We start from the raw sequence: 18624 nt of genomic DNA on the forward strand, positions 1-18624 counted from the left end.
CATTCGCGAGCAAGCCCGCTCCCACAGGTTTGCGGGGTATTCATGGGCTGAATGCAAGACAACCTTAAATACCGAGCTATCCTTGTGCCAGCCCATACTCGAACAAGAGGCCGCGCACATGAGTCTTTCCTCATTCAAGATCGCCCACAAACTGATCACCGGTGCCGCTGCCATTGAGCAACTGGCGGCCGAGCTGACGCGGCTGGATGTCGACAACCCATTGATCGTCACCGACGCTGCGCTGGTCAAGTCCGGCACCGTGGAGCTGGCGTTGCAGCATTTGGGTGGGCGCGACTACGAGGTTTTCGACCGGGTCATGCCCGATCCGGAAATAGCCATCGTCGAAGATTGCATGCAGGCCTACCGCGACGGCGGCCATGATGGCTTGATCGGCCTGGGCGGCGGCAGTGCCATCGACATCGCCAAATGCGTGGGGGTCTACGCCGGTTACCACGGCGAGCTGCAGGATATGTTCGGAGTCGATCAGGTCCCGCGCAAAGGCGCGCCCATGATCGCCATCCCCACCACGGCCGGGACCGGCTCGGAAGTCACTAACGTGGCCATCCTCTCCGACAAGGCCGCGCAGCTTAAGAAAGGTATCGTCAGCGATTATCTGCTGCCGGACGTAGCGCTGGTCAGCCCGCAGATGACCCTCACCTGCCCCCGGAGCGTGACCGCCGCCAGTGGCGTCGATGCGCTGGTGCATGCCATCGAGTCCTACCTGTCGCTCAATGCCTCGCCGATCACCGATGCCTTGGCTATCGGCGCAATAAAACTGATCACCCGCGCCTTGCCCAAGGCCTACGCCAACCCCGCTCATTTGCAAGCTCGCGAAGACATGGCCACGGCAAGCCTGATGGCTGGCATGGCGTTTGGCAATGCCGGGGTCGGGGCGGTGCATGCGCTGGCGTATCCGCTGGGCGGGCGTTTTCACGTGTCCCATGGTGTGGCTAACGCCTTGTTGCTGCCGTATGTCATGGCATGGAACAAGATGGCTTGCGTCGAGCGCATGCGCGACATTGCCGAAGCCATGGGCATTAAGACCGCGCATCTGAGCGACCTTGAAGCCGCTGACGAAGCCGTGGAGGCCATGGTTGCGCTGTGTGCTGCCGTGGAAATCCCCCAGGGCCTGAGCAGCCTGGGGGTGACGGACGAGGTGATCCCGTCCATGGCGGTGGAGGCGGCCGGAATAGAGCGACTGATGCGCAACAATCCACGCAAACTGAGCGCCAGCGATATCGAGAAGATCTACCGCGCGGCGTATTGATCGTCTGCCACGGTGGGCGCGCCAAATCTTGAGGTATACAATGCGCGCCATCGTGATTTCGCTCAAAACAGGTGCGTCATGCAGCCCTTCGCTATTGCTCCGTCGATTCTCTCCGCCGACTTTGCCCGCCTGGGCGAGGAAGTGGACAACGTTCTGGCCGCCGGCGCCGACATCGTGCACTTCGATGTCATGGACAACCATTACGTACCCAACCTGACCATCGGCCCGATGGTCTGCGCAGCGCTGCGCAAGTACGGCGTCACGGCGCCGATCGACGCGCACCTGATGGTCAGCCCGGTGGATCGCATCGTCGGCGACTTCATCGAGGCCGGCGCCACCTACATCACCTTCCACCCCGAAGCCACCCAGCACATCGACCGCTCCCTGCAGTTGATCCGCGAAGGCGGATGCAAGGCCGGCCTGGTGTTCAACCCGGCGACGCCCTTGGACGTGCTCAAGTACGTGATGGACAAGGTCGACATGATCCTGCTGATGAGCGTCAACCCCGGCTTCGGCGGGCAGAAGTTCATTCCTGGCACGCTCGACAAGCTGCGCGAAGCCCGCGCGCTGATTAAGGCATCGGGCCGTGATATCCGCCTGGAGATCGACGGTGGTGTGAACGTCAACAACATCCGCGAAATCGCCGAGGCCGGTGCCGACACCTTTGTCGCAGGCTCGGCCATTTTCAATGCGCCGGACTACAAAGAGGTCATTGAAAAAATGCGCGCCGAACTGGCTCTGGCCCGCCCATGAGCGGGTTCGAGCAGCTGTTTCCCGGCAGTTTGCCGCGTCTGGTGATGTTCGACCTCGACGGCACTCTGGTCGACTCGGTGCCGGACCTGGCGGCGGCCGTGGACAACATGCTGCTCAAGCTCGGTCGTCCGTCCGCCGGAATTGACGCCGTGCGCCAATGGGTCGGCAACGGCGCGCCCATGCTGGTGCGGCGGGCCTTGGCCAACCACATCGATGCCCAGGGCGTCGATGACGCCGAGGCCGAGCGGGCGCTGGAGTTGTTCAACGAAGCCTATGAAGGCAATCACGAACTGACCGTTGTCTACCCCGGTGTGCGTTCCACCCTCAAGTGGCTGCACAAGCAAGGTGTGGAGATGGCCCTGATCACCAACAAGCCGGAGCGCTTTGTCGCGCCCCTGCTGGATCAGATGAAAATCGGTCGTTATTTTCGCTGGATCATCGGTGGCGATACCCTGCCACAGAAAAAACCTGACCCGGCCGCGCTGTTTTTCGTGATGAAAATGGCCAACATCCCGGCCTCTCAATCGCTGTTCGTCGGCGACTCGCGCAGCGATGTGTTGGCGGCGAAAGCAGCCGGGGTCAAATGTGTGGCGCTGAGCTACGGCTACAACCATGGCCGGCCGATCGCCGAAGAGTTTCCCACGCTGGTGATCGACGATTTGCGTCTGTTAATTCCCGGTTGCCTGGACCCGGCCGCTGAGATAACGTTGCCCGACGCTGTTCAATCCTCTTCTGGAAACGCCATCGTGGTGGTCACTCGCAAACTCTGGATGAAAGTCATGAAGGCCCTGGCCCGCTGGCGTTGGCGCGCCTGACCTGATCCTGGCCGGTTATCCGGCGCGTTTGCATACCTGACTGTCAGCTCCTCCTGCCACGAGGCACACCATGATCCGCGAAGAATTCCTGCGTCTAGCCGCTGCCGGCTACAACCGTATCCCGCTTGCCTGCGAAACCCTGGCCGACTTCGACACACCGCTGTCGATCTACCTCAAGCTGGCCGATGAGCCCAACTCCTACCTGCTCGAATCGGTGCAGGGCGGTGAGAAGTGGGGGCGTTATTCCATCATCGGCCTGCCGTGCCGCACGGTGCTGCGGGTCCATGACCATCGTGTCAGCGTGACCCATGACGGCGTCGAGATCGAAAGCCTGGAGGTCGAAGACCCGCTGGCCTTCGTTGAAGCCTTCAAGGCCCGCTACAACGTGCCCACCATCCCCGGGCTGCCGCGATTCAACGGTGGTCTGGTGGGTTATTTCGGCTATGACTGCGTACGCTACGTGGAAAAGCGTCTGGGCACCTGCCCGAACCCGGACCCGCTGGGCGTGCCGGACATTCTGCTGATGGTCTCTGATGCAGTGGTCGTCTTCGATAACCTCGCTGGCAAGATGCACGCCATTGTCCTGGCCGATCCGTCCCGGGAAGACGCCTACGAGCAAGGTCAGAAAAGTCTTCAGGCGCTGCTGGAAAAACTCCGGCAGCCGATCACGCCGCGTCCTGGCCTGGATTTCAGTAAACAGTCGGCGGCCGACCCGGTGTTCCGTTCCAGCTTCACGCAGGACGATTACGAAAGGGCCGTCGATACCATCAAGGAATACATCCTGGCCGGCGACTGTATGCAAGTGGTGCCGTCGCAACGCATGTCCATTGACTTCAAGGCCGCACCGATCGATTTGTATCGGGCGCTGCGCTGTTTCAATCCGACGCCTTACATGTACTTCTTCAACTTCGGTGACTTCCACGTTGTGGGCAGTTCACCCGAAGTGCTGGTACGGGTCGAAGACAACCTGATCACTGTGCGACCTATCGCTGGCACTCGTCCCCGTGGCGCCACGGAGGAAGCCGACCGGGCGCTGGAAGAGGACCTGCTGTCGGATGACAAGGAAATCGCTGAGCACCTGATGTTGATCGACCTGGGCCGCAATGACACCGGGCGCGTCTCGGAAGTCGGTTCGGTGAAGCTCACCGAAAAGATGGTCATCGAGCGTTATTCCAACGTGATGCACATCGTCTCCAACGTCACAGGCCAGTTGAAGGCCGGGCTGACGGCGATGGATGCCCTGCGGGCCATCCTGCCGGCAGGAACGTTGTCTGGCGCACCGAAAATCCGCGCCATGGAAATCATCGACGAACTGGAACCGGTCAAGCGTGGGGTGTATGGCGGGGCCGTGGGCTATTTTGCCTGGAACGGCAACATGGACACTGCCATTGCCATCCGCACCGCCGTCATCAAGGACGGAGAGCTGCACGTGCAGGCCGGCGGCGGGATCGTGGCCGACTCGGTGCCGGTGCTGGAGTGGGAAGAAACCCTGAACAAGCGCCGGGCAATGTTCCGTGCCGTGGCGCTGGCCGAGCAGACCCCAAGCGACTGAATAGAAGCCGATCAACTGTGGGAGCGAGCCTGCTCGCGATAGCGGACTGTCAGGCGATGCATGTGTCGAACATGACGGCCTCATCGCGAGCAGGCTCGCTCCCACAGGGTTATCCCGATCAGAAATCCAGACTGACCCCGACACTCACCCCCTGCTGGGTAAAGTCATCGTCCTTGCGCAGCGTATAACCGCCGCGCAGGGCCAGATCGTTGGTCAACTTGTGGCTGACCCCTAGGCTCAGGCGATTCAAATGACTCTGCGGCGTATAGCCTTCAAGCGTGAAATCATTGGCCGGAAGACTGTTGAGGGCGATGTTCACCTTTTGGGTGTCGTCTTCGTACTCGCGTTCGTGGGCATATTCGCCATACACCTGGGTCTGACGGGTGAAGTTGTATTTGCCTTGCAAGCCAATGCCCAGGCGTTTCGAGTCGCGGGTCTGATCATCGAAGGTCAGGGCGGTGGAGCGGCTGCTCTTTTCTGAATAGCCGTCGACTTCCACCTTCGCATAATCGGCGCTGATAAACGGTGACAGGTGCCACTGACTGCCCGGTTGGGCGATGTCGTAGCCCACCCGCGTGCTGAATGCCCACAGATGACCGTCGGTGTCGCCCTTTTCCTGCGCTTCGTTGACGCCCAGGTCGAATTTTCTCTCCAGGTTGTCGTAGTCGAGCTTGCCGCCGGTCAACGCCGCATCGGCCCACCAGCGGTTCTGCTGGAACTGGGCGAAAGCGGTAGCCAGGTAGCTGTTGAGCTTGTAGTCCGAATCGTTGCTGCCTGCCTCCATGTCCTGGCGGTAGAAACCGGCGGCTACACCCACGCGCCAAGCCTCGTTGAGACGATAGCTGCCCCCGACATTCAAACTGTAGCCGCTGCCGTCGGCGCTGGCGCCACTGCTTTGGCTGTCCATGTCCAGATGCTGGCCGCCGCCTGCGACGATCGCCCGCCATTGTCCGACGGCTTGCCAGTTCTCCCAATCCGATTGCCACTGGCTGCGCAACTCATCCTGATGGGCGCGCAGGGTCGAGTGAGCCATTTCCGGCAGCAATGTCAGCTCCCATGGCGCCGCAAGTAGGGAAAAGGCGTAATCGGCGATCAGTTGCTGGCCAGACTCGGTGGGATGGACCGAGTCGTTATAGATCAGCTTGGTGGGGTCTGGCGTCGCACTGTTGATGCCATAGGTGGGGTTTTCCGTACAGCCGTTGCCGCTGAAGCAGGTGGCGGTGAGGTTCTCGCCGGTGGCGAGGCCGAATCGTGCTGGATCGGCGAAACTTTCCTGCAGCAATAGCGGAACGTTCAGTGGAATGATTTCGGCATCAATGCCTTGCAGCCGCGTGACCAGTTGCTGGTTGAACTGGTTGCTGAGCTGCGAAACGGCGTCTTGCAAAGGCGTGCCATTGAGCGCAGGGGTGAGGCCCAGATCGGGCAGCAGCCAGACCATCACATAACGGGCACCGGCGGTTTGCAGTACCTGGACACTGTCGGCCAGGCGGTCCGCGGCGGCGCTCGCCTGGGCTGGGGTCAGTACCAAGCCCTGGAGGAAGTCGTTACCGCCCCCGGAAAGGTAGTACAGCGCGTTCGGGTCGGCACGCAGGCCGTTGGACAGCAGGTATCCGTCACGGCTGCGCTCACCCGTGTCGGAAACGCCGGTAATCGACTCGAGGATCTGGTCGGTACGATACCCGCCCACGGCCCAGTTGTTGCCATCGGCCTGGCCTTCGCTAGCACGAACCGCCGAGGTGGATGCCGCGGTTTCATCGGCGGAAAAGCCCAACCGTCCGCCCAGCAGTTGGGTGGAATTGAGGGAATAGGATTCGCCGCTTCCGTCGAGATAGAGCGGGCCTGTGCGGTTGGTAAAGCGTTGCGTGGCCCCTGACGGACCGTCCGGGTCGGCAAACTGGCCGGCATCGTTGAGGCTGTCGCCAAACACGATGAAGCTGGAGTAGGGATTGGGCGCGGCGCTCGCTTGGGCGCAGGCCATCGCCAGCAGACAGCCGGCCATTGGTACGAACAACGTTTTTCTTAGCATGAGAAAGTCCGTTTTTATCTTATTGTTGTTAGAAAACGAAACGACAGTACCAAAAACTTCCGGCGTTTTGCCATCCATCAGGTACATCGCGATTGTTTCCAAGCCCTTCGGGGATCGTCATATTGCGTGCTCCGCCCAGCTAAGCTACTGTGCCGGAACGTATGAACGAGACTTTCCCCGTGTCGATTATCAGCAAATTTCCGGATCAACTGATCAAGGCACACGCCCGTTGGCGTTGGCGCGCCTGAACGTTCTCTGCCGGCCTGGCCGGACCTGTACCGATTTGCCTTCTTTACCCGCTTGAACGTCGCTTCGCTGGCCCATCACACGCCTCGCCAAGCGCAGCACCGCGCGGGTCACTCTCCGAAGGCTGTATTTCAAGTCAGTGAATTCAATAGGTTGCTTACGCCATGTTGCTGATGATCGATAACTACGACTCTTTTACCTACAACGTTGTGCAGTACCTTGGCGAGCTGGGCTCCGAGGTCAAGGTCGTGCGCAACGACGAACTGACTATCGCCGAAATCGAAGCCCTCAAGCCCGAGCGCATCGTGGTCTCTCCCGGCCCTTGCACGCCGACCGAAGCGGGCATTTCCATCGAAGCCATCAAGTATTTCGCCGGCAAGCTGCCGATCCTGGGTGTCTGCCTGGGGCACCAGTCGATCGGCCAGGCCTTTGGCGGCGAGGTGGTGCGCGCCCGGCAAGTCATGCACGGTAAGACTAGCCCGGTATTTCACGAGAACAAGGGCGTATTCGAAGGCCTGAATCTTCCGCTGACTGTCACCCGCTACCACTCCCTGATCGTCAAGCGCCAAACCCTGCCAGATTGTCTGGAGCTGACCGCCTGGACTCAGCTCGAGGACGGCTCTGTGGATGAAATCATGGGGCTTCGTCACAAAACGTTGAATATCGAGGGCGTGCAATTTCACCCCGAGTCTATTCTCACCGAACAGGGTCACGAGCTGTTCGCCAACTTCCTCAAACAAACCGGCGGCACGCGCTAAGGACTTTTCATGGATATCAAGACAGCCCTGAGCCGTATCGTCGGCCATCTCGACCTGAGCACCGACGAGATGCGTGATGTGATGCGCGAGATCATGACCGGCCAATGCTCGGATGCGCAGATCGGCGCGTTCATGATGGCCATGCGCATGAAGAGCGAGAGCATCGATGAGATCGTGGGTGCCGTTTCGGTCATGCGCGAGCTGGCGGACCAGGTCGAACTCAAGACCCTGGATGGCGTGGTGGATGTGGTAGGCACCGGCGGGGACGGCGCCAATATCTTCAACGTTTCCACTGCCTCGGCCTTTGTCGTCGCCGCGGCCGGTTGCACCGTCGCCAAGCATGGCAATCGTGCGGTCTCCGGCAAGAGCGGCAGCGCCGACCTGCTGGAGGCGGCGGGGATCTACCTGAACCTGACGCCAGTACAGGTGGCGCGTTGCATCGATAACGTGGGTATCGGTTTCATGTTCGCCCAGACCCACCACCGTGCCATGAAGTACGCTGCCGCGCCGCGTCGTGATCTGGGCCTGCGGACGATGTTCAACATGCTCGGCCCGCTTACGAATCCGGCCGGCGTGAAGCATCAAGTGGTAGGTGTGTTCAGCCAGGCATTGTGCCGGCCTCTGGCCGAGGTCTTGCAGCGTCTGGGTAGCAAGCATGTGCTGGTGGTCCATTCGAAGGATGGCCTGGACGAATTCAGCCTGGCTGCACCGACGTACGTGGCTGAATTAAAAAATGATCAGATCAGCGAGTATTGGGTCGAACCTGAAGACCTGGGCATGAAGAGCCAGAGCCTGCATGGACTGGCGGTGGATGGGCCGGCCCAGTCGCTGGAACTGATTCGCGATGCCTTGGGGCGCCGCAAGACCGAAAATGGCCAGAAGGCCGCCGAGATGATCGTACTCAATGCGGGCGCCGCGTTGTATGCGGCGGATCACGCCAGCAGCCTCAAGCAGGGCGTGGAACTGGCCCATGATGCGTTGCACACCGGCCTTGCCAGGGAAAAACTCGAAGAGTTGGGTGCATTTACCGCCGTATTCAAAGTGGAGAACGAAGGATGAGTGTGCCAACGGTTCTGGAAAACATTCTGGCTCGCAAGGCTCAAGAGGTGGCCGAACGCAGTGCTCGGGTCAGTCTGGCAGAGCTGGAAACCTTGGCGCGGGCAGCGGATGCGCCGCGTGGCTTTGCCAAGGCGCTGATCGATCAGGCCAAGCAAAAGCAGCCAGCGGTGATTGCCGAAATTAAAAAGGCGTCCCCCAGCAAAGGCGTGATTCGTGAACACTTTATCCCCGCCGACATCGCCAAGAGCTATGAGAAGGGCGGTGCGACTTGCCTTTCGGTACTGACCGATATCGATTTTTTCCAGGGCACCGATGAATACCTCAAGCAGGCGCGGGAGGCGTGCAAGCTACCGGTGATTCGCAAGGATTTCATGATCGATCCTTACCAGATCGTTGAAGCCCGCGCGCTGGGCGCAGACTGCGTGTTGTTGATCGTTTCCGCCCTGGACGATGTGAAAATGGCCGAGCTGGCGGCGGTCGCCAAAGGCGTTGGCCTGGATGTCCTGGTGGAGGTCCACGATGGCGAGGAGTTGGAGCGGGCCTTGAAGACCCTCGATACTCCGCTGGTCGGCGTGAACAACCGCAACCTGCATACTTTTGAAGTCAGCCTGGAAACGACTCTGGATTTGTTGCCGCGTATCCCGCGTGATCGCTTGGTGATCACCGAGAGCGGGATCCTGAACCGGGCCGATGTCGAGCTGATGGAAGTCAGCGATGTGTATTCGTTCCTGGTGGGCGAAGCGTTCATGCGCGCGGAAAATCCGGGTACCGAGTTGCAACGTCTGTTCTTCCCTGAACGCGGCGTTCCGATAAGCGGTTCGACGCTGGATTGATTCAATGTCGCCCGTGATTTCCCTGACCGTCGAAGCCGGTCTGCAAGCCGAACAGGATTTGCTGGCCAGCATCTGTGCAGGCGACGCTGAGTTCGGCTTGTTGTTCTGGCAGCCCAATGATCGCGCGCTGGTCATGCCTCGTCGTTTGAGTCGTTTACCGGGGTTCGAACACGCCTGCCAGATCTCGGCGGCCCACGGCTGGCCAGTGCTGCTGCGCGAAACCGGCGGTGAGCCGGTGCCGCAGTCTGCCGCCACCGTCAATATCGCCCTGGTTTACGCGCCGCCGCGTAGTGAAGGCGACCATGGCCGCATCGAAACCGGTTATCGCCGGTTGTGTGATCCGATCTGCCAGTTGTTGGATGAACTGGGTGGGGTAGCTTCGTTGGGTGAAGTCGAGGGTGCGTTCTGCGACGGTCGATTCAACGTCAATCTCGACGGCCGGAAAATGGTCGGCACCGCTCAGCGCTGGCGTCAGAGCAAGGGTGGTCAACGCCCGGTGGGTCTGGTGCATGGAGCCCTGTTGCTGGAGAACGAACGCGAATCGATGGTTGCCGCGGTCAATCGTTTCAATGAGGCCTGTGGCCTGGCGCAGCGAGTGCGCGCCGAGAGTCATATTGCCTTGCATGAAAAATTCCCGGCGCCGCACGCGTTGCAGCGGCTTGAGGCACTGTACCGGGAACTGCTTACCAGGCTGCTCGCCTAACGCGTCCCAAACACCACCATGGTCTTGCCTTTGACGCTGACCAGGTTGCGCTCTTCCAGATCCTTGAGCACACGACCGACCATCTCCCGCGAGCAACCAACAATCCGGCCGATTTCCTGGCGGGTCACCTTGATCTGCATGCCGTCCGGGTGGGTCATGGCATCGGGTTGCTTGCACAGTTCCAGCAAGCAGCGGGCGACGCGACCGGTCACGTCGAAGAAGGCGAGGTCGCCCACCTTGCGGGTCGTGTTGCGCAGGCGCTGTGCGATTTGTCCGCTGAGGACGTAAAGAATGTCGGGATCCTGCACCGACAGTTCCCGGAACTTGCTGTAGCTGATCTCCGCGACCTCACATTCGACCTTGGCCCGTACCCAGGCGCTACGTTCCTGTTCTTTGCCTGCCTGTTCAAACAATCCAAGTTCGCCGAAGAAATCCCCGGCGTTGAGATAGGCGATGATCATTTCGCGACCGTCATCATCCTCGATCAGGATCGTGACCGACCCTTTGATGATGAAAGACAGGGTGTCGGAGCGATCGCCAGCGCAGATGATGTTGTGCTTGGCCGGGTAGCGGCGACGCTGACAATGCATCAAGAGTTTGTCGAGATTCTTGATCTTGGGTGTGGGAGTAATGGCAACCATGGTTGTATCCCGAAAGACTGCGCGATGTATTGATTTGGATTTTTTGTGGGGCGCGAATGGCAATCGCGATAGCTGGCCATACGCCAGCTAATTGGCGCCAGCTTAACAGAGGCGTCCCTAATTGATTTGAGAATTTACCTACGTGTATTTGTCATGCCTCCTAAGGCAGAAGCCGCCGTGGCGGGGGGCTGTGCTAAGCTGGCGACCCTTTTTTCAGACAGTGGAGTCTTGGCGATGAAGGCACGCATCCAATGGGCTGGCGAAGCCATGTTCCTCGGTGAGTCAGGTAGCGGTCATGTGGTCGTCATGGATGGCCCGCCAGAAGCCGGAGGTCGGAACCTGGGTGTAAGGCCGATGGAAATGCTCCTGCTGGGCGTGGGCGGCTGCAGTAACTTCGACGTGGTCAGCATCCTTAAAAAATCGCGCCAGGCCGTCGAAAGTTGCGAAGCCTTCCTGGAAGCGGAACGCGCCACCGAAGACCCGAAAGTGTTCACCAAGATTCACATGCATTTCGTGGTGAAGGGGCGTGCCTTGAAGGAAGCCCAGGTCAAGCGCGCCATTGAGCTGTCAGCCGAGAAATATTGCTCGGCTTCCATCATGCTCGGCGCCGCCGGAGTTGAAATCACCCACGATTATGAAATCATCGAATTGGGTTGAATCGACATCCAACCATCATAAAAGCAGTGCAAGCTCTGGCGATCAGAAGCCGACCTCTGCATAATGCGCCACTTTTTTCAGGGCAGTGATCGGTCCACCGACCGGTCCCTTGTCTGGACAGACAACCAAAATCGCCATCGCGAAGAGGTGTTAACCGTCCTACGCAGGTGCGTCGTTCGCATCTGACGGGCATGCTTGATCACGCGGCCAGGCCGCAATACATAGAGAGTTTTCAAACGGTGAAAAGCAAACTCAAGCTCCATGGGTTCAATAACCTGACAAAGACCTTGAGCTTCAACATCTATGACATCTGCTATGCGGAAACCCCGCAGGACCAGCAGGCCTACGTCGAGTACATCAATAAAGAGTACAACGCCAAGCGCCTCACGCAGATCCTCACGGAAGTTGTCGATATCATTGGTGCCAACATCCTGAACATCGCCAGTCAGGACTATGAACCCCAAGGCGCCAGCGTGACCATTCTGATCTCGGAAGAACCGGTGACACCGACCGACAGCCAGATCGAAGAGTCCCCGGGCCCATTGCCGGAAATCATCCTGGCCCACCTCGACAAGAGCCACATTACGGTACATACCTACCCGGAAATACACCCGGTGGATGGTATTGCGACGTTCCGTGTGGACATTGACGTGTCGACCTGTGGCGTCATTTCACCGCTCAAGGCACTCAATTTCCTGATTCATCAGTTCGACTCAGACATCGTGACGGTGGATTACCGCGTGCGTGGGTTTACTCGCGACGTTGAAGGCCATAAGCACTTTATCGATCACGAGATCAACTCGATTCAGAACTATCTCTCCGAAGACACTCGCGACGCGTACCAGATGACCGACGTGAACGTGTACCAGGAAAACCTGTTCCACACCAAAATGCTGCTCAAGAACTTCGAGCTTGATAACTACCTGTTCGGGGACGCCACCAGCAACCTCTCTGCTGAACAGCGGGATCAGGTGGAAGACCGTGTCAAACACGAGATGCTGGAAATTTTCTACGCGCGCAACATGCCACGCTGAAGGTTTCAGCTACAAAAAAGGCGGCTCCCCATGGGAGTCGCCTTTTTTAGTGTCTGTAGAACGTGAATGCACGCTCAGGCATGCAACGCTATGGTGTGGGAATAGCCCCTCGCCACCCTTGCACGATCAGATTCGATAGGTGCTCTTGGTCATGACCTTGGCCAACAGGCTCATGCCAAACTTCACCGGCGCTGGAAAACGAAACCCGCCGGCCTCAAGCGCACTTTCGGCGTGGTGCTCTTCGTCCTCGCGCATCTGCTTCAGAATCGCCCGGGACTTTTCGTCCTCGGCCGGCAATTGCTCCAGGTGCTCATTCAGGTGTTTGCACACCTGATGTTCAGTGGCCGCCACAAAGCCTAGGCTGACTTTGTCGCTGATCAGCCCGGCCACTGCGCCGATTCCAAATGACATCCCGTAAAACAACGGGTTCAGGACGCTGGTATGGCTGCCCAGCTGGTGAATGCGTTGTTCGCACCAGACCAGATGGTCGATTTCTTCCTCGGCGGCATGCTCCATCGCCTCACGTACCTGGGGCAGCTTCGCCGTCAGCGCCTGGCCCTGATACAGCGCCTGGGCGCAGACTTCACCGGTGTGGTTGATGCGCATCAGCCCAGCGACATGGCGGGTTTGCTCATCACTCATTTGCGCGTCCGGCTGCACGATAGCCGGCGATGGACGGTAGGGCTGACCACTGAAGGGCAGCAGCGTACGCATCGCGGTATCAGCTTGCAGCAGTAGGCGGTCAATCGGTGAGTAGTGACGTTGGGTAGTCATGCTTACCTCCGGGAAAAATCACGGCGGCCAGTTTAACTCAATCGGCCGCTCAGGATTTGCGTTGGGTCAGGGTATCAACCCGGCGGCCAATTCATCTGGCGCTGCCCAAGCACATGCATATGAATGTGATAGACGGTCTGTCCCCCAAGTTCATTGCAGTTCATCACCACACGAAAACCTTCTTCGCAACCCAGTTCAAGCGCCAGGCGCTGGGCAGTGAACAGGATATGCCCGGCCAAGCCTTTGTCTTCTTCGGTCAGATCATTGAGCGTGCGAATCGGTTTCTTTGGGATGACCAGGAAATGCACAGGTGCTTGCGGGGCGATGTCGTGGAACGCCAGAACTTGATCATCTTCGTAAATGATCTTGGCCGGAATCTCCCGGTTGATGATCTTGGTAAACAGAGTATCCACAGCTGTTTCTCCGTTGGGTTAGTCGAGCTTGAGTGTACTTAAGGCGCGATTGGCGAGCCCGGTTTTTCACGGGAAAAGGCATTCAGCGGGGGCAGCAGGCCTTGTTGGTCATGCCGGCAATCGTGCGAACCAGCCATCGCGGGCCCAGTCGCGGCAACGCCGCCAGCCAGCGATTGCGGCGTCCAGGAATGATGATCGCGCGGTTTTTTTCCAGTGCGCGCACGGCATACAGCGCGACTTCCTCCGGGCTCATCAGGGTTTGGCTGTCGTTGAGTTTCTGTTCATTGAGCTGCGCCCTGGCGAAAAAGCTGGTTCGTGTCGGGCCGGGGCAAAGCACCGATACCCTTATTGCACTTTTTTTCAGCTCGACCCGCAGGGCTTCGGAGAAATGCAGCACATAAGCCTTGCTGGCGTGATAGGTGCTCATCCAAGGGCCAGGCTGGAACGCGGCGATTGATGCAACGTTCAGGATCTGGCCACCGCCCTGCAGCGCCATGCTGTTGCCCACCGAGTGACAGAGCCGCGTCAGGGCGAGGATGTTGACTTCGATCAGATCCTGCTCGGTCATCCAGTCCTGGCCCAGGAACGGCCCGCTGGTGCCGATACCGGCACAATTGACCAGCAAGTCGATTTGTCGCTCGCCTTCTTCCAGTTCAAGCAGAAAGCCTGAAAGCCTCAGCGGTTCTCCCAGGTCACAAGCCCGGAACAACACCTCCACGCCAAAACGCTGAGTCAGTTCGATTGCAATACTTTCCAGCCGATCACGCTGTCGAGCCACCAATATCAGGTCGCGACCGCGGCGGGCGAGTGCTTCGGCCATTGCCAGGCCAATGCCACTGGAGGCGCCAGTGATCAGAGCGTAACGGGTCATGCAGTTCTCCATCGCAACGGCCCGTCGCCAGTGGACTGAGCTGTCACCGGCACGAAGCGCGCTTATTGTTCCTCTTCATAGTCTACAGAAGGCGCAGCAGGCTCGGCTGCTTCGACGGCTGGTTCTGCTGTGTCTTCATCAATGAGCTCGCTGCTCTCATAGCTGCTCAAGGAACTGCTGTCGTATTCCTCTGTGATGCCGCTGAATGCCCCGGCCATTGCGGCAAGGAAAGCCACCACGATCATGACAATCCACAGCGACGAAAGTACCTTGACCGCGGTGCTGTTGGGCGGCGGCGGGGGGCCATAGCGATTGGCGCCAGTGTTGCCGGGCAAGGCCATGAGTACGAAGGGGAAGACACTGCCCACGAACGGTACCAGGTTGAGCAACCACAACCACCCGGACCAACCCAGGTCGTGCAGGCGCTGGACGCTGAACTGGATGCTTACATAAGCAAAGCCCAGTGCGATGATCAGTCCCAGCAGGCCGCCGACGATCATTGCCGCCGTGGAGCTGGAGGCGAGGAACCAGGTCAAGCCCAATGAAAAGGCTGTGCCCACCACAAACAGCATGACCAGAGTCAAGACCATGGTCCAGCCCAGGAAGCGCAATCGTCCGATGCGCCCATCGAAGCTGAAGGGCTTGAGCGTGCTGTACTCGGCCATTGCTTCACCCACCTCGGCTCGGGGTGGCGCGTAGGGCGATACCGGGTCGATGATTGAGTCCGGGTGGCGTCCGTTCGACGGCAGCGGCGAATGCTGTACCTCGTCCAGGTTCAGTTCGAGGGAAGGCTCGGCTTCGATTCGAGCATCGATCCCGCTCTTGTTGAGAGCCTCCAGGTACTTCTGCGCTTCGGCCTGGGACAGGTTGCTTTTAAGCGCTACCTTGCGCCCGCTGAACAACCGCTCAATGGCACTGACATCGCTTTTGAACAGTTCAGCCAGGTTAAGCTTGGCTGTGGTGGAATCGACACCCGGTAGCAGGGCTCCATCGAATACGATATTGAAACGGGTTTCGCTCATGCCAGGCATCCTTGTCTCATAAGGTTAAGCAATGGTTTTGATCCGGTTGATTTCAGCGGGGCCATTGGCCGCCGAGTTGTGTCGCGCGGGCCTGCGCCTGCCGGTATTCTTCATCCAGGCGTGCCACTAGCTGATCGACACTTGGCAGATCATGGATTTCACCCACACCCTGGCCTGCGGACCATACGGTTTTCCAGGCCTTGGCTTCATCGTTCAGCGGCTTGAGTTTTGAACCGAAATCCACCTCACCCTTGCCCTGCAGGGCGGCCAGGTCGAAACCGGCGTTTTCCAGGCTCTGGCGCATGAAGCTGGCCGGCACCCCGGACACCGCAGGAGTATGCACGATGTCTGCGGCTCTGGATGTGAGCAACATCTCTTTATAAGCGTCAGGCGCATGGCTTTCGGTCGTGCCGATAAAGCGTGTGCCGAAGTAGGCCAAATCCGCGCCAAGCAGTTGGGCGGCCAGAATCTGATGGCCGTGGTTCAGGCATCCCGCAAGCAGCAGGGTTTTATCGAAGAACTGCCGAATTTCAGCGACCAGAGAGAAAGGACTCCAGGTCCCGGCATGTCCACCTGCCCCGGCGGCAACCGCAATCAAGCCGTCGACACCGGCTTGGGCAGCTTTCTCGGCATGACGGCGCGTGGTGACATCGTGGAATACCAGCCCACCATAGCTGTGAACCGCATCCACCAGTTCCTTCACGGCGCCCAGGCTGGTGATGACAATCGGCACCTTATGCTCGATGCAGATGGCCAGGTCGGCTTGAAGCCTCGGGTTACTGTGATGGACGATCAGGTTCACGGCATAGGGCGCCGGGTTTTCCATGGTTGCCAGGCCCGCTTCGATTTCTTCCAGCCAAGCCTTGAAACCACTGCTTTCGCGCTGGTTCAGCGCCGGAAAGCTGCCGACGATTCCGTTGCGGCAGCAGGCCAGTACCAGCTGTGGATTGGAAATCAGAAACATCGGCGCTGCCACGACGGGCAGGCGCAAACGTTGTTCAAGCAGAGCGGGCAGCGACATCGGAAGTACCCCGGATAAGTGGTGCTGATTGAAAGTTAGAAGGGCCGAACCACGACCAGAATTACGATAGCCAGCAATATCAGAACCGGCACTTCATTGAACCAGCGATAAAAGACATGGCTGCGGGTGTTTTCGCCACGGGCGAAGCGCTTCAATTGCGCACCGCACATATGGTGATAGCCGATCAGCAACACCACCAGGGTCAGCTTGGCGTGCATCCAACCGCCTTGAGTGAAGTAGGCTGCTGCGTTGAGGCTGAGCAGCCAGATGCCGAATACCAGAGTGGCGATCATCGCCGGCCCCATGATGCCGCGATACAGCTTGCGCTCCATGACGATGAAGCGTTCTTTACTGACGCTGTCTTCGCTTTGGGCGTGATAGACGAACAGGCGCGGCAGGTAGAACAGGCCGGCGAACCAGCAGACCATGCTGACTATATGAAGTGCTTTGAGCCATAGATAGAGCATTTTGGTGTATTCCCAGATTCACGGTAGCCCGATAGTAGAGGCTAGAGCGGCCACACGTCACCTTGGCGGTTGTCGCCGGGCCGCGCGGCCCCTATCATCGACAGCTTTCCAGTGGGTTCGTTGAGGGCAGGTATATGGTCAAGGTCGGTATCGTCGGCGGCACGGGTTACACCGGTGTCGAACTGCTGCGTCTGTTGGCACAGCATCCGCAGGCTGAGGTGGTGGTCATTACCTCCCGATCCGAGGCTGGACTGGCCGTCGCTGACATGTATCCGAACCTGCGGGGCCATTACGATGGCCTGGCGTTCAGCGTTCCGGACATCAAGACCCTCGGGGCCTGTGATGTGGTGTTCTTCGCCACGCCTCACGGTGTTGCCCATGCTCTGGCAGGCGAGCTGCTGGCCGCCGGGACCAAGGTCATCGACCTGTCGGCAGATTTCCGTCTGCAGGACGCTGAAGAGTGGGCCAAATGGTACGGCCAGCCACATGGTGCGCCAGATCTGCTGGACGAGGCGGTCTACGGCTTGCCGGAAGTCAATCGCGAGAAAATCAGGCAGGCACGGTTGATCGCTGTCCCGGGCTGCTATCCAACGGCAACGCAACTGGGTTTCCTGCCGCTGCTCGAGGCGGGGCTTGCTGATGCGTCGCGTCTGATCGCCGACTGCAAGTCCGGTGTCAGCGGTGCCGGCCGTGGTGCCAGTGTCGGCTCGTTGTACTCCGAGACGTCGGAAAGCATGAAGGCGTATGCAGTCAAAGGCCACCGGCATCTGCCAGAAATCCGCCAGGGGCTGCGTCGCGCCGCAGGCAAGGATGTCGGCCTGACTTTCGTGCCGCATCTGACGCCGATGATTCGCGGCATTCACTCCACGCTGTACGCAACCGTCGTCGACCGTTCCGTGGACCTGCAAGCGTTGTTCGAGAAGCGTTATGCCAACGAACCGTTCGTCGACGTGATGCCGGCCGGCAGCCACCCTGAAACTCGCAGCGTGCGCGGCGCGAACGTTTGCCGGATCGCGGTGCATCGCCCGCAGGATGGCGATCTGGTAGTGGTGTTGTCGGTCATCGATAACCTAGTCAAAGGCGCGTCCGGTCAGGCTGTGCAGAACTTGAACATTCTGTTCGGGCTGGATGAGCGTCTGGGTCTGTCCCATGCCGGGATGTTGCCCTAAGGCTACTCTGCGGCTGCAAGCTTGGGACGACCCGCTTGCAGCTCAGAGCTTGTAGCTTGCCGCTGTCCTTCAAATAGTTGACCGATTTTCTAGGAGAAGCGGATAATGCGCGTCATCACGCATTATGGCGGCGTAAGCGCCGGGAGATATTCAGCATGAGCGTCGAAACCTTCACCCCCACGGCTTTGCAATTCACCCACGGTGCCGCGCACAAGGTGAAGAGCCTGGTCGATGAGGAGGGGAATGATCGTTTAAAGCTGCGCGTTTTTGTGACGGGCGGCGGTTGTTCGGGTTTTCAATACGGCTTCACTTTCGATGAGGAAGTGGCTGATGACGACACCATCGTCGAGCGCGAAGGTGTCAGTCTTGTGGTCGATCCGATGAGCTTCCAGTACCTGGCGGGTGCTGAGGTGGATTATCAGGAAGGACTGGAAGGATCGCGGTTCGTCATCAAGAACCCTAACGCCACCACAACCTGTGGATGCGGTTCTTCGTTTTCGATCTGAGGCTTTAAATAAGAACGCCGCAGCGCCTTACGGCGCT

General features: G+C 59.2%; 20 protein-coding genes. 12 read left to right on the plus strand and 8 right to left on the minus strand.

Going from position 1 to position 18624, the window contains the following annotated elements:
- Positions 1-118: 118 nt before the first annotated feature.
- From HU811_RS14555 to trpE, 4 genes are all read left to right on the plus strand, one after another.
- Positions 119-1267, plus strand: a complete 1149-nt coding sequence (locus HU811_RS14555) for an iron-containing alcohol dehydrogenase (protein WP_092400952.1) — start codon at positions 119-121, stop codon at positions 1265-1267.
- 78 nt (positions 1268-1345) lie between these two features.
- Positions 1346-2020 carry a ribulose-phosphate 3-epimerase gene (rpe, locus tag HU811_RS14560; protein WP_092400955.1) on the plus strand — a complete coding sequence of 225 codons (675 nt, stop codon included), beginning with the start codon at positions 1346-1348 and terminating at the stop codon, positions 2018-2020.
- Positions 2017-2835: a phosphoglycolate phosphatase gene (locus HU811_RS14565; RefSeq protein ID WP_186656613.1), complete on the plus strand. Its 819-nt coding sequence runs from the start codon at positions 2017-2019 to the stop codon at positions 2833-2835. Before rpe ends, HU811_RS14565 begins: the two co-directional genes overlap by 4 nt.
- Before the next feature lie 70 nt (positions 2836-2905).
- Entirely contained in the window at positions 2906-4387 is a 1482-nt protein-coding gene (trpE, locus tag HU811_RS14570) for an anthranilate synthase component I (RefSeq protein ID WP_186656616.1), read from the plus strand.
- Positions 4388-4505: 118 nt separating this feature from the next.
- On the opposite strand, the gene estP is transcribed toward trpE, so the two are convergent.
- Positions 4506-6413: an esterase EstP gene (gene estP, locus HU811_RS14575; protein WP_186656621.1), complete on the minus strand. Its 1908-nt coding sequence runs from the start codon at positions 6411-6413 to the stop codon at positions 4506-4508.
- Between the two features lie 410 nt (positions 6414-6823).
- Between estP and HU811_RS14580 the strand changes: the two genes are divergently transcribed.
- From HU811_RS14580 to HU811_RS14595, 4 genes are read left to right on the plus strand one after another with little or no spacing between them, the layout of a single operon-like run.
- A complete protein-coding gene (locus HU811_RS14580) occupies positions 6824-7417 on the plus strand; it encodes an aminodeoxychorismate/anthranilate synthase component II (RefSeq protein WP_092400964.1) in 594 nt (197 codons plus the stop codon).
- Between the two features lie 9 nt (positions 7418-7426).
- Entirely contained in the window at positions 7427-8476 is a 1050-nt protein-coding gene (gene trpD / locus HU811_RS14585; protein WP_092400967.1) for an anthranilate phosphoribosyltransferase, read from the plus strand.
- The gene (gene trpC / locus HU811_RS14590) at positions 8473-9309 is read left to right on the plus strand and encodes an indole-3-glycerol phosphate synthase TrpC (RefSeq protein ID WP_186656624.1); all 837 of its coding nucleotides are present in this window, start codon (positions 8473-8475) and stop codon (positions 9307-9309) included. Before trpD ends, trpC begins: the two co-directional genes overlap by 4 nt.
- Before the next feature lie 4 nt (positions 9310-9313).
- Entirely contained in the window at positions 9314-10012 is a 699-nt protein-coding gene (locus HU811_RS14595; RefSeq protein WP_186656625.1) for a lipoate--protein ligase family protein, read from the plus strand.
- Here HU811_RS14595 and crp read toward each other — a convergent pair.
- Entirely contained in the window at positions 10009-10653 is a 645-nt protein-coding gene (crp, locus tag HU811_RS14600) for a cAMP-activated global transcriptional regulator CRP (protein WP_047228049.1), read from the minus strand. The genes HU811_RS14595 and crp overlap by 4 nt on opposite strands.
- A gap of 234 nt (positions 10654-10887) precedes the next feature.
- Here crp and HU811_RS14605 point away from each other — a divergent pair, with 234 nt between their 5' ends.
- Both HU811_RS14605 and speD read left to right on the plus strand, forming a co-directional pair.
- Entirely contained in the window at positions 10888-11310 is a 423-nt protein-coding gene (locus HU811_RS14605) for an OsmC family protein (protein WP_003206127.1), read from the plus strand.
- Between the two features lie 239 nt (positions 11311-11549).
- Positions 11550-12344, plus strand: a complete 795-nt coding sequence (gene speD, locus HU811_RS14610; RefSeq protein WP_047228048.1) for an adenosylmethionine decarboxylase — start codon at positions 11550-11552, stop codon at positions 12342-12344.
- A gap of 126 nt (positions 12345-12470) precedes the next feature.
- Here speD and coq7 read toward each other — a convergent pair whose 3' ends face one another.
- The 6 genes from coq7 to hemJ form a co-directional block, all read right to left on the minus strand.
- A complete protein-coding gene (gene coq7, locus HU811_RS14615; protein ID WP_092400977.1) occupies positions 12471-13118 on the minus strand; it encodes a 2-polyprenyl-3-methyl-6-methoxy-1,4-benzoquinone monooxygenase in 648 nt (215 codons plus the stop codon).
- Positions 13119-13192: 74 nt separating this feature from the next.
- Complete coding sequence (locus tag HU811_RS14620; RefSeq protein ID WP_003316306.1) at positions 13193-13531, minus strand: histidine triad nucleotide-binding protein; 339 nt, start codon at positions 13529-13531, stop codon at positions 13193-13195.
- 82 nt (positions 13532-13613) lie between these two features.
- Positions 13614-14402, minus strand: coding sequence for an SDR family NAD(P)-dependent oxidoreductase (locus tag HU811_RS14625; protein WP_186656627.1), 789 nt, complete (start codon positions 14400-14402; stop codon positions 13614-13616).
- A gap of 62 nt (positions 14403-14464) precedes the next feature.
- Positions 14465-15424: a DUF805 domain-containing protein gene (locus tag HU811_RS14630; RefSeq protein ID WP_092455624.1), complete on the minus strand. Its 960-nt coding sequence runs from the start codon at positions 15422-15424 to the stop codon at positions 14465-14467.
- Between the two features lie 52 nt (positions 15425-15476).
- Complete coding sequence (locus HU811_RS14635; RefSeq protein WP_092400986.1) at positions 15477-16445, minus strand: NAD(P)H-dependent flavin oxidoreductase; 969 nt, start codon at positions 16443-16445, stop codon at positions 15477-15479.
- A 35-nt stretch (positions 16446-16480) separates the two neighbouring features.
- A complete protein-coding gene (gene hemJ / locus HU811_RS14640; protein WP_186656629.1) occupies positions 16481-16912 on the minus strand; it encodes a protoporphyrinogen oxidase HemJ in 432 nt (143 codons plus the stop codon).
- A 134-nt stretch (positions 16913-17046) separates the two neighbouring features.
- Here hemJ and argC point away from each other — a divergent pair, with 134 nt between their 5' ends.
- Both argC and erpA read left to right on the plus strand, forming a co-directional pair.
- Positions 17047-18081, plus strand: coding sequence for an N-acetyl-gamma-glutamyl-phosphate reductase (gene argC, locus HU811_RS14645; protein WP_047228042.1), 1035 nt, complete (start codon positions 17047-17049; stop codon positions 18079-18081).
- A 155-nt stretch (positions 18082-18236) separates the two neighbouring features.
- Positions 18237-18587 carry an iron-sulfur cluster insertion protein ErpA gene (gene erpA / locus HU811_RS14650; RefSeq protein WP_003206114.1) on the plus strand — a complete coding sequence of 117 codons (351 nt, stop codon included), beginning with the start codon at positions 18237-18239 and terminating at the stop codon, positions 18585-18587.
- The last annotated feature ends 37 nt before the right edge of the window (positions 18588-18624 follow it).

Source organism: Pseudomonas tehranensis, from assembly GCF_014268615.1.
GTDB lineage: Bacteria > Pseudomonadota > Gammaproteobacteria > Pseudomonadales > Pseudomonadaceae > Aquipseudomonas > Aquipseudomonas tehranensis.

Coding starts and splice junctions, on each gene's coding strand:
- HU811_RS14555 (WP_092400952.1), top strand. CDS start 119: ATGAGTCTTTCCTCATTCAAGATCGCCCACAAACTGATCACCGGTGCC.
- HU811_RS14580 (WP_092400964.1), top strand. CDS start 6,824: ATGTTGCTGATGATCGATAACTACGACTCTTTTACCTACAACGTTGTG.
- hemJ (WP_186656629.1), bottom strand. CDS start 16,912: ATGCTCTATCTATGGCTCAAAGCACTTCATATAGTCAGCATGGTCTGC.
- argC (WP_047228042.1), top strand. CDS start 17,047: ATGGTCAAGGTCGGTATCGTCGGCGGCACGGGTTACACCGGTGTCGAA.
- estP (WP_186656621.1), bottom strand. CDS start 6,413: ATGCTAAGAAAAACGTTGTTCGTACCAATGGCCGGCTGTCTGCTGGCG.
- HU811_RS14625 (WP_186656627.1), bottom strand. CDS start 14,402: ATGACCCGTTACGCTCTGATCACTGGCGCCTCCAGTGGCATTGGCCTG.
- rpe (WP_092400955.1), top strand. CDS start 1,346: ATGCAGCCCTTCGCTATTGCTCCGTCGATTCTCTCCGCCGACTTTGCC.
- HU811_RS14630 (WP_092455624.1), bottom strand. CDS start 15,424: ATGAGCGAAACCCGTTTCAATATCGTATTCGATGGAGCCCTGCTACCG.
- trpD (WP_092400967.1), top strand. CDS start 7,427: ATGGATATCAAGACAGCCCTGAGCCGTATCGTCGGCCATCTCGACCTG.
- HU811_RS14635 (WP_092400986.1), bottom strand. CDS start 16,445: ATGTCGCTGCCCGCTCTGCTTGAACAACGTTTGCGCCTGCCCGTCGTG.
- HU811_RS14565 (WP_186656613.1), top strand. CDS start 2,017: ATGAGCGGGTTCGAGCAGCTGTTTCCCGGCAGTTTGCCGCGTCTGGTG.
- trpE (WP_186656616.1), top strand. CDS start 2,906: ATGATCCGCGAAGAATTCCTGCGTCTAGCCGCTGCCGGCTACAACCGT.
- HU811_RS14595 (WP_186656625.1), top strand. CDS start 9,314: ATGTCGCCCGTGATTTCCCTGACCGTCGAAGCCGGTCTGCAAGCCGAA.
- coq7 (WP_092400977.1), bottom strand. CDS start 13,118: ATGACTACCCAACGTCACTACTCACCGATTGACCGCCTACTGCTGCAA.
- crp (WP_047228049.1), bottom strand. CDS start 10,653: ATGGTTGCCATTACTCCCACACCCAAGATCAAGAATCTCGACAAACTC.
- HU811_RS14605 (WP_003206127.1), top strand. CDS start 10,888: ATGAAGGCACGCATCCAATGGGCTGGCGAAGCCATGTTCCTCGGTGAG.
- trpC (WP_186656624.1), top strand. CDS start 8,473: ATGAGTGTGCCAACGGTTCTGGAAAACATTCTGGCTCGCAAGGCTCAA.
- erpA (WP_003206114.1), top strand. CDS start 18,237: ATGAGCGTCGAAACCTTCACCCCCACGGCTTTGCAATTCACCCACGGT.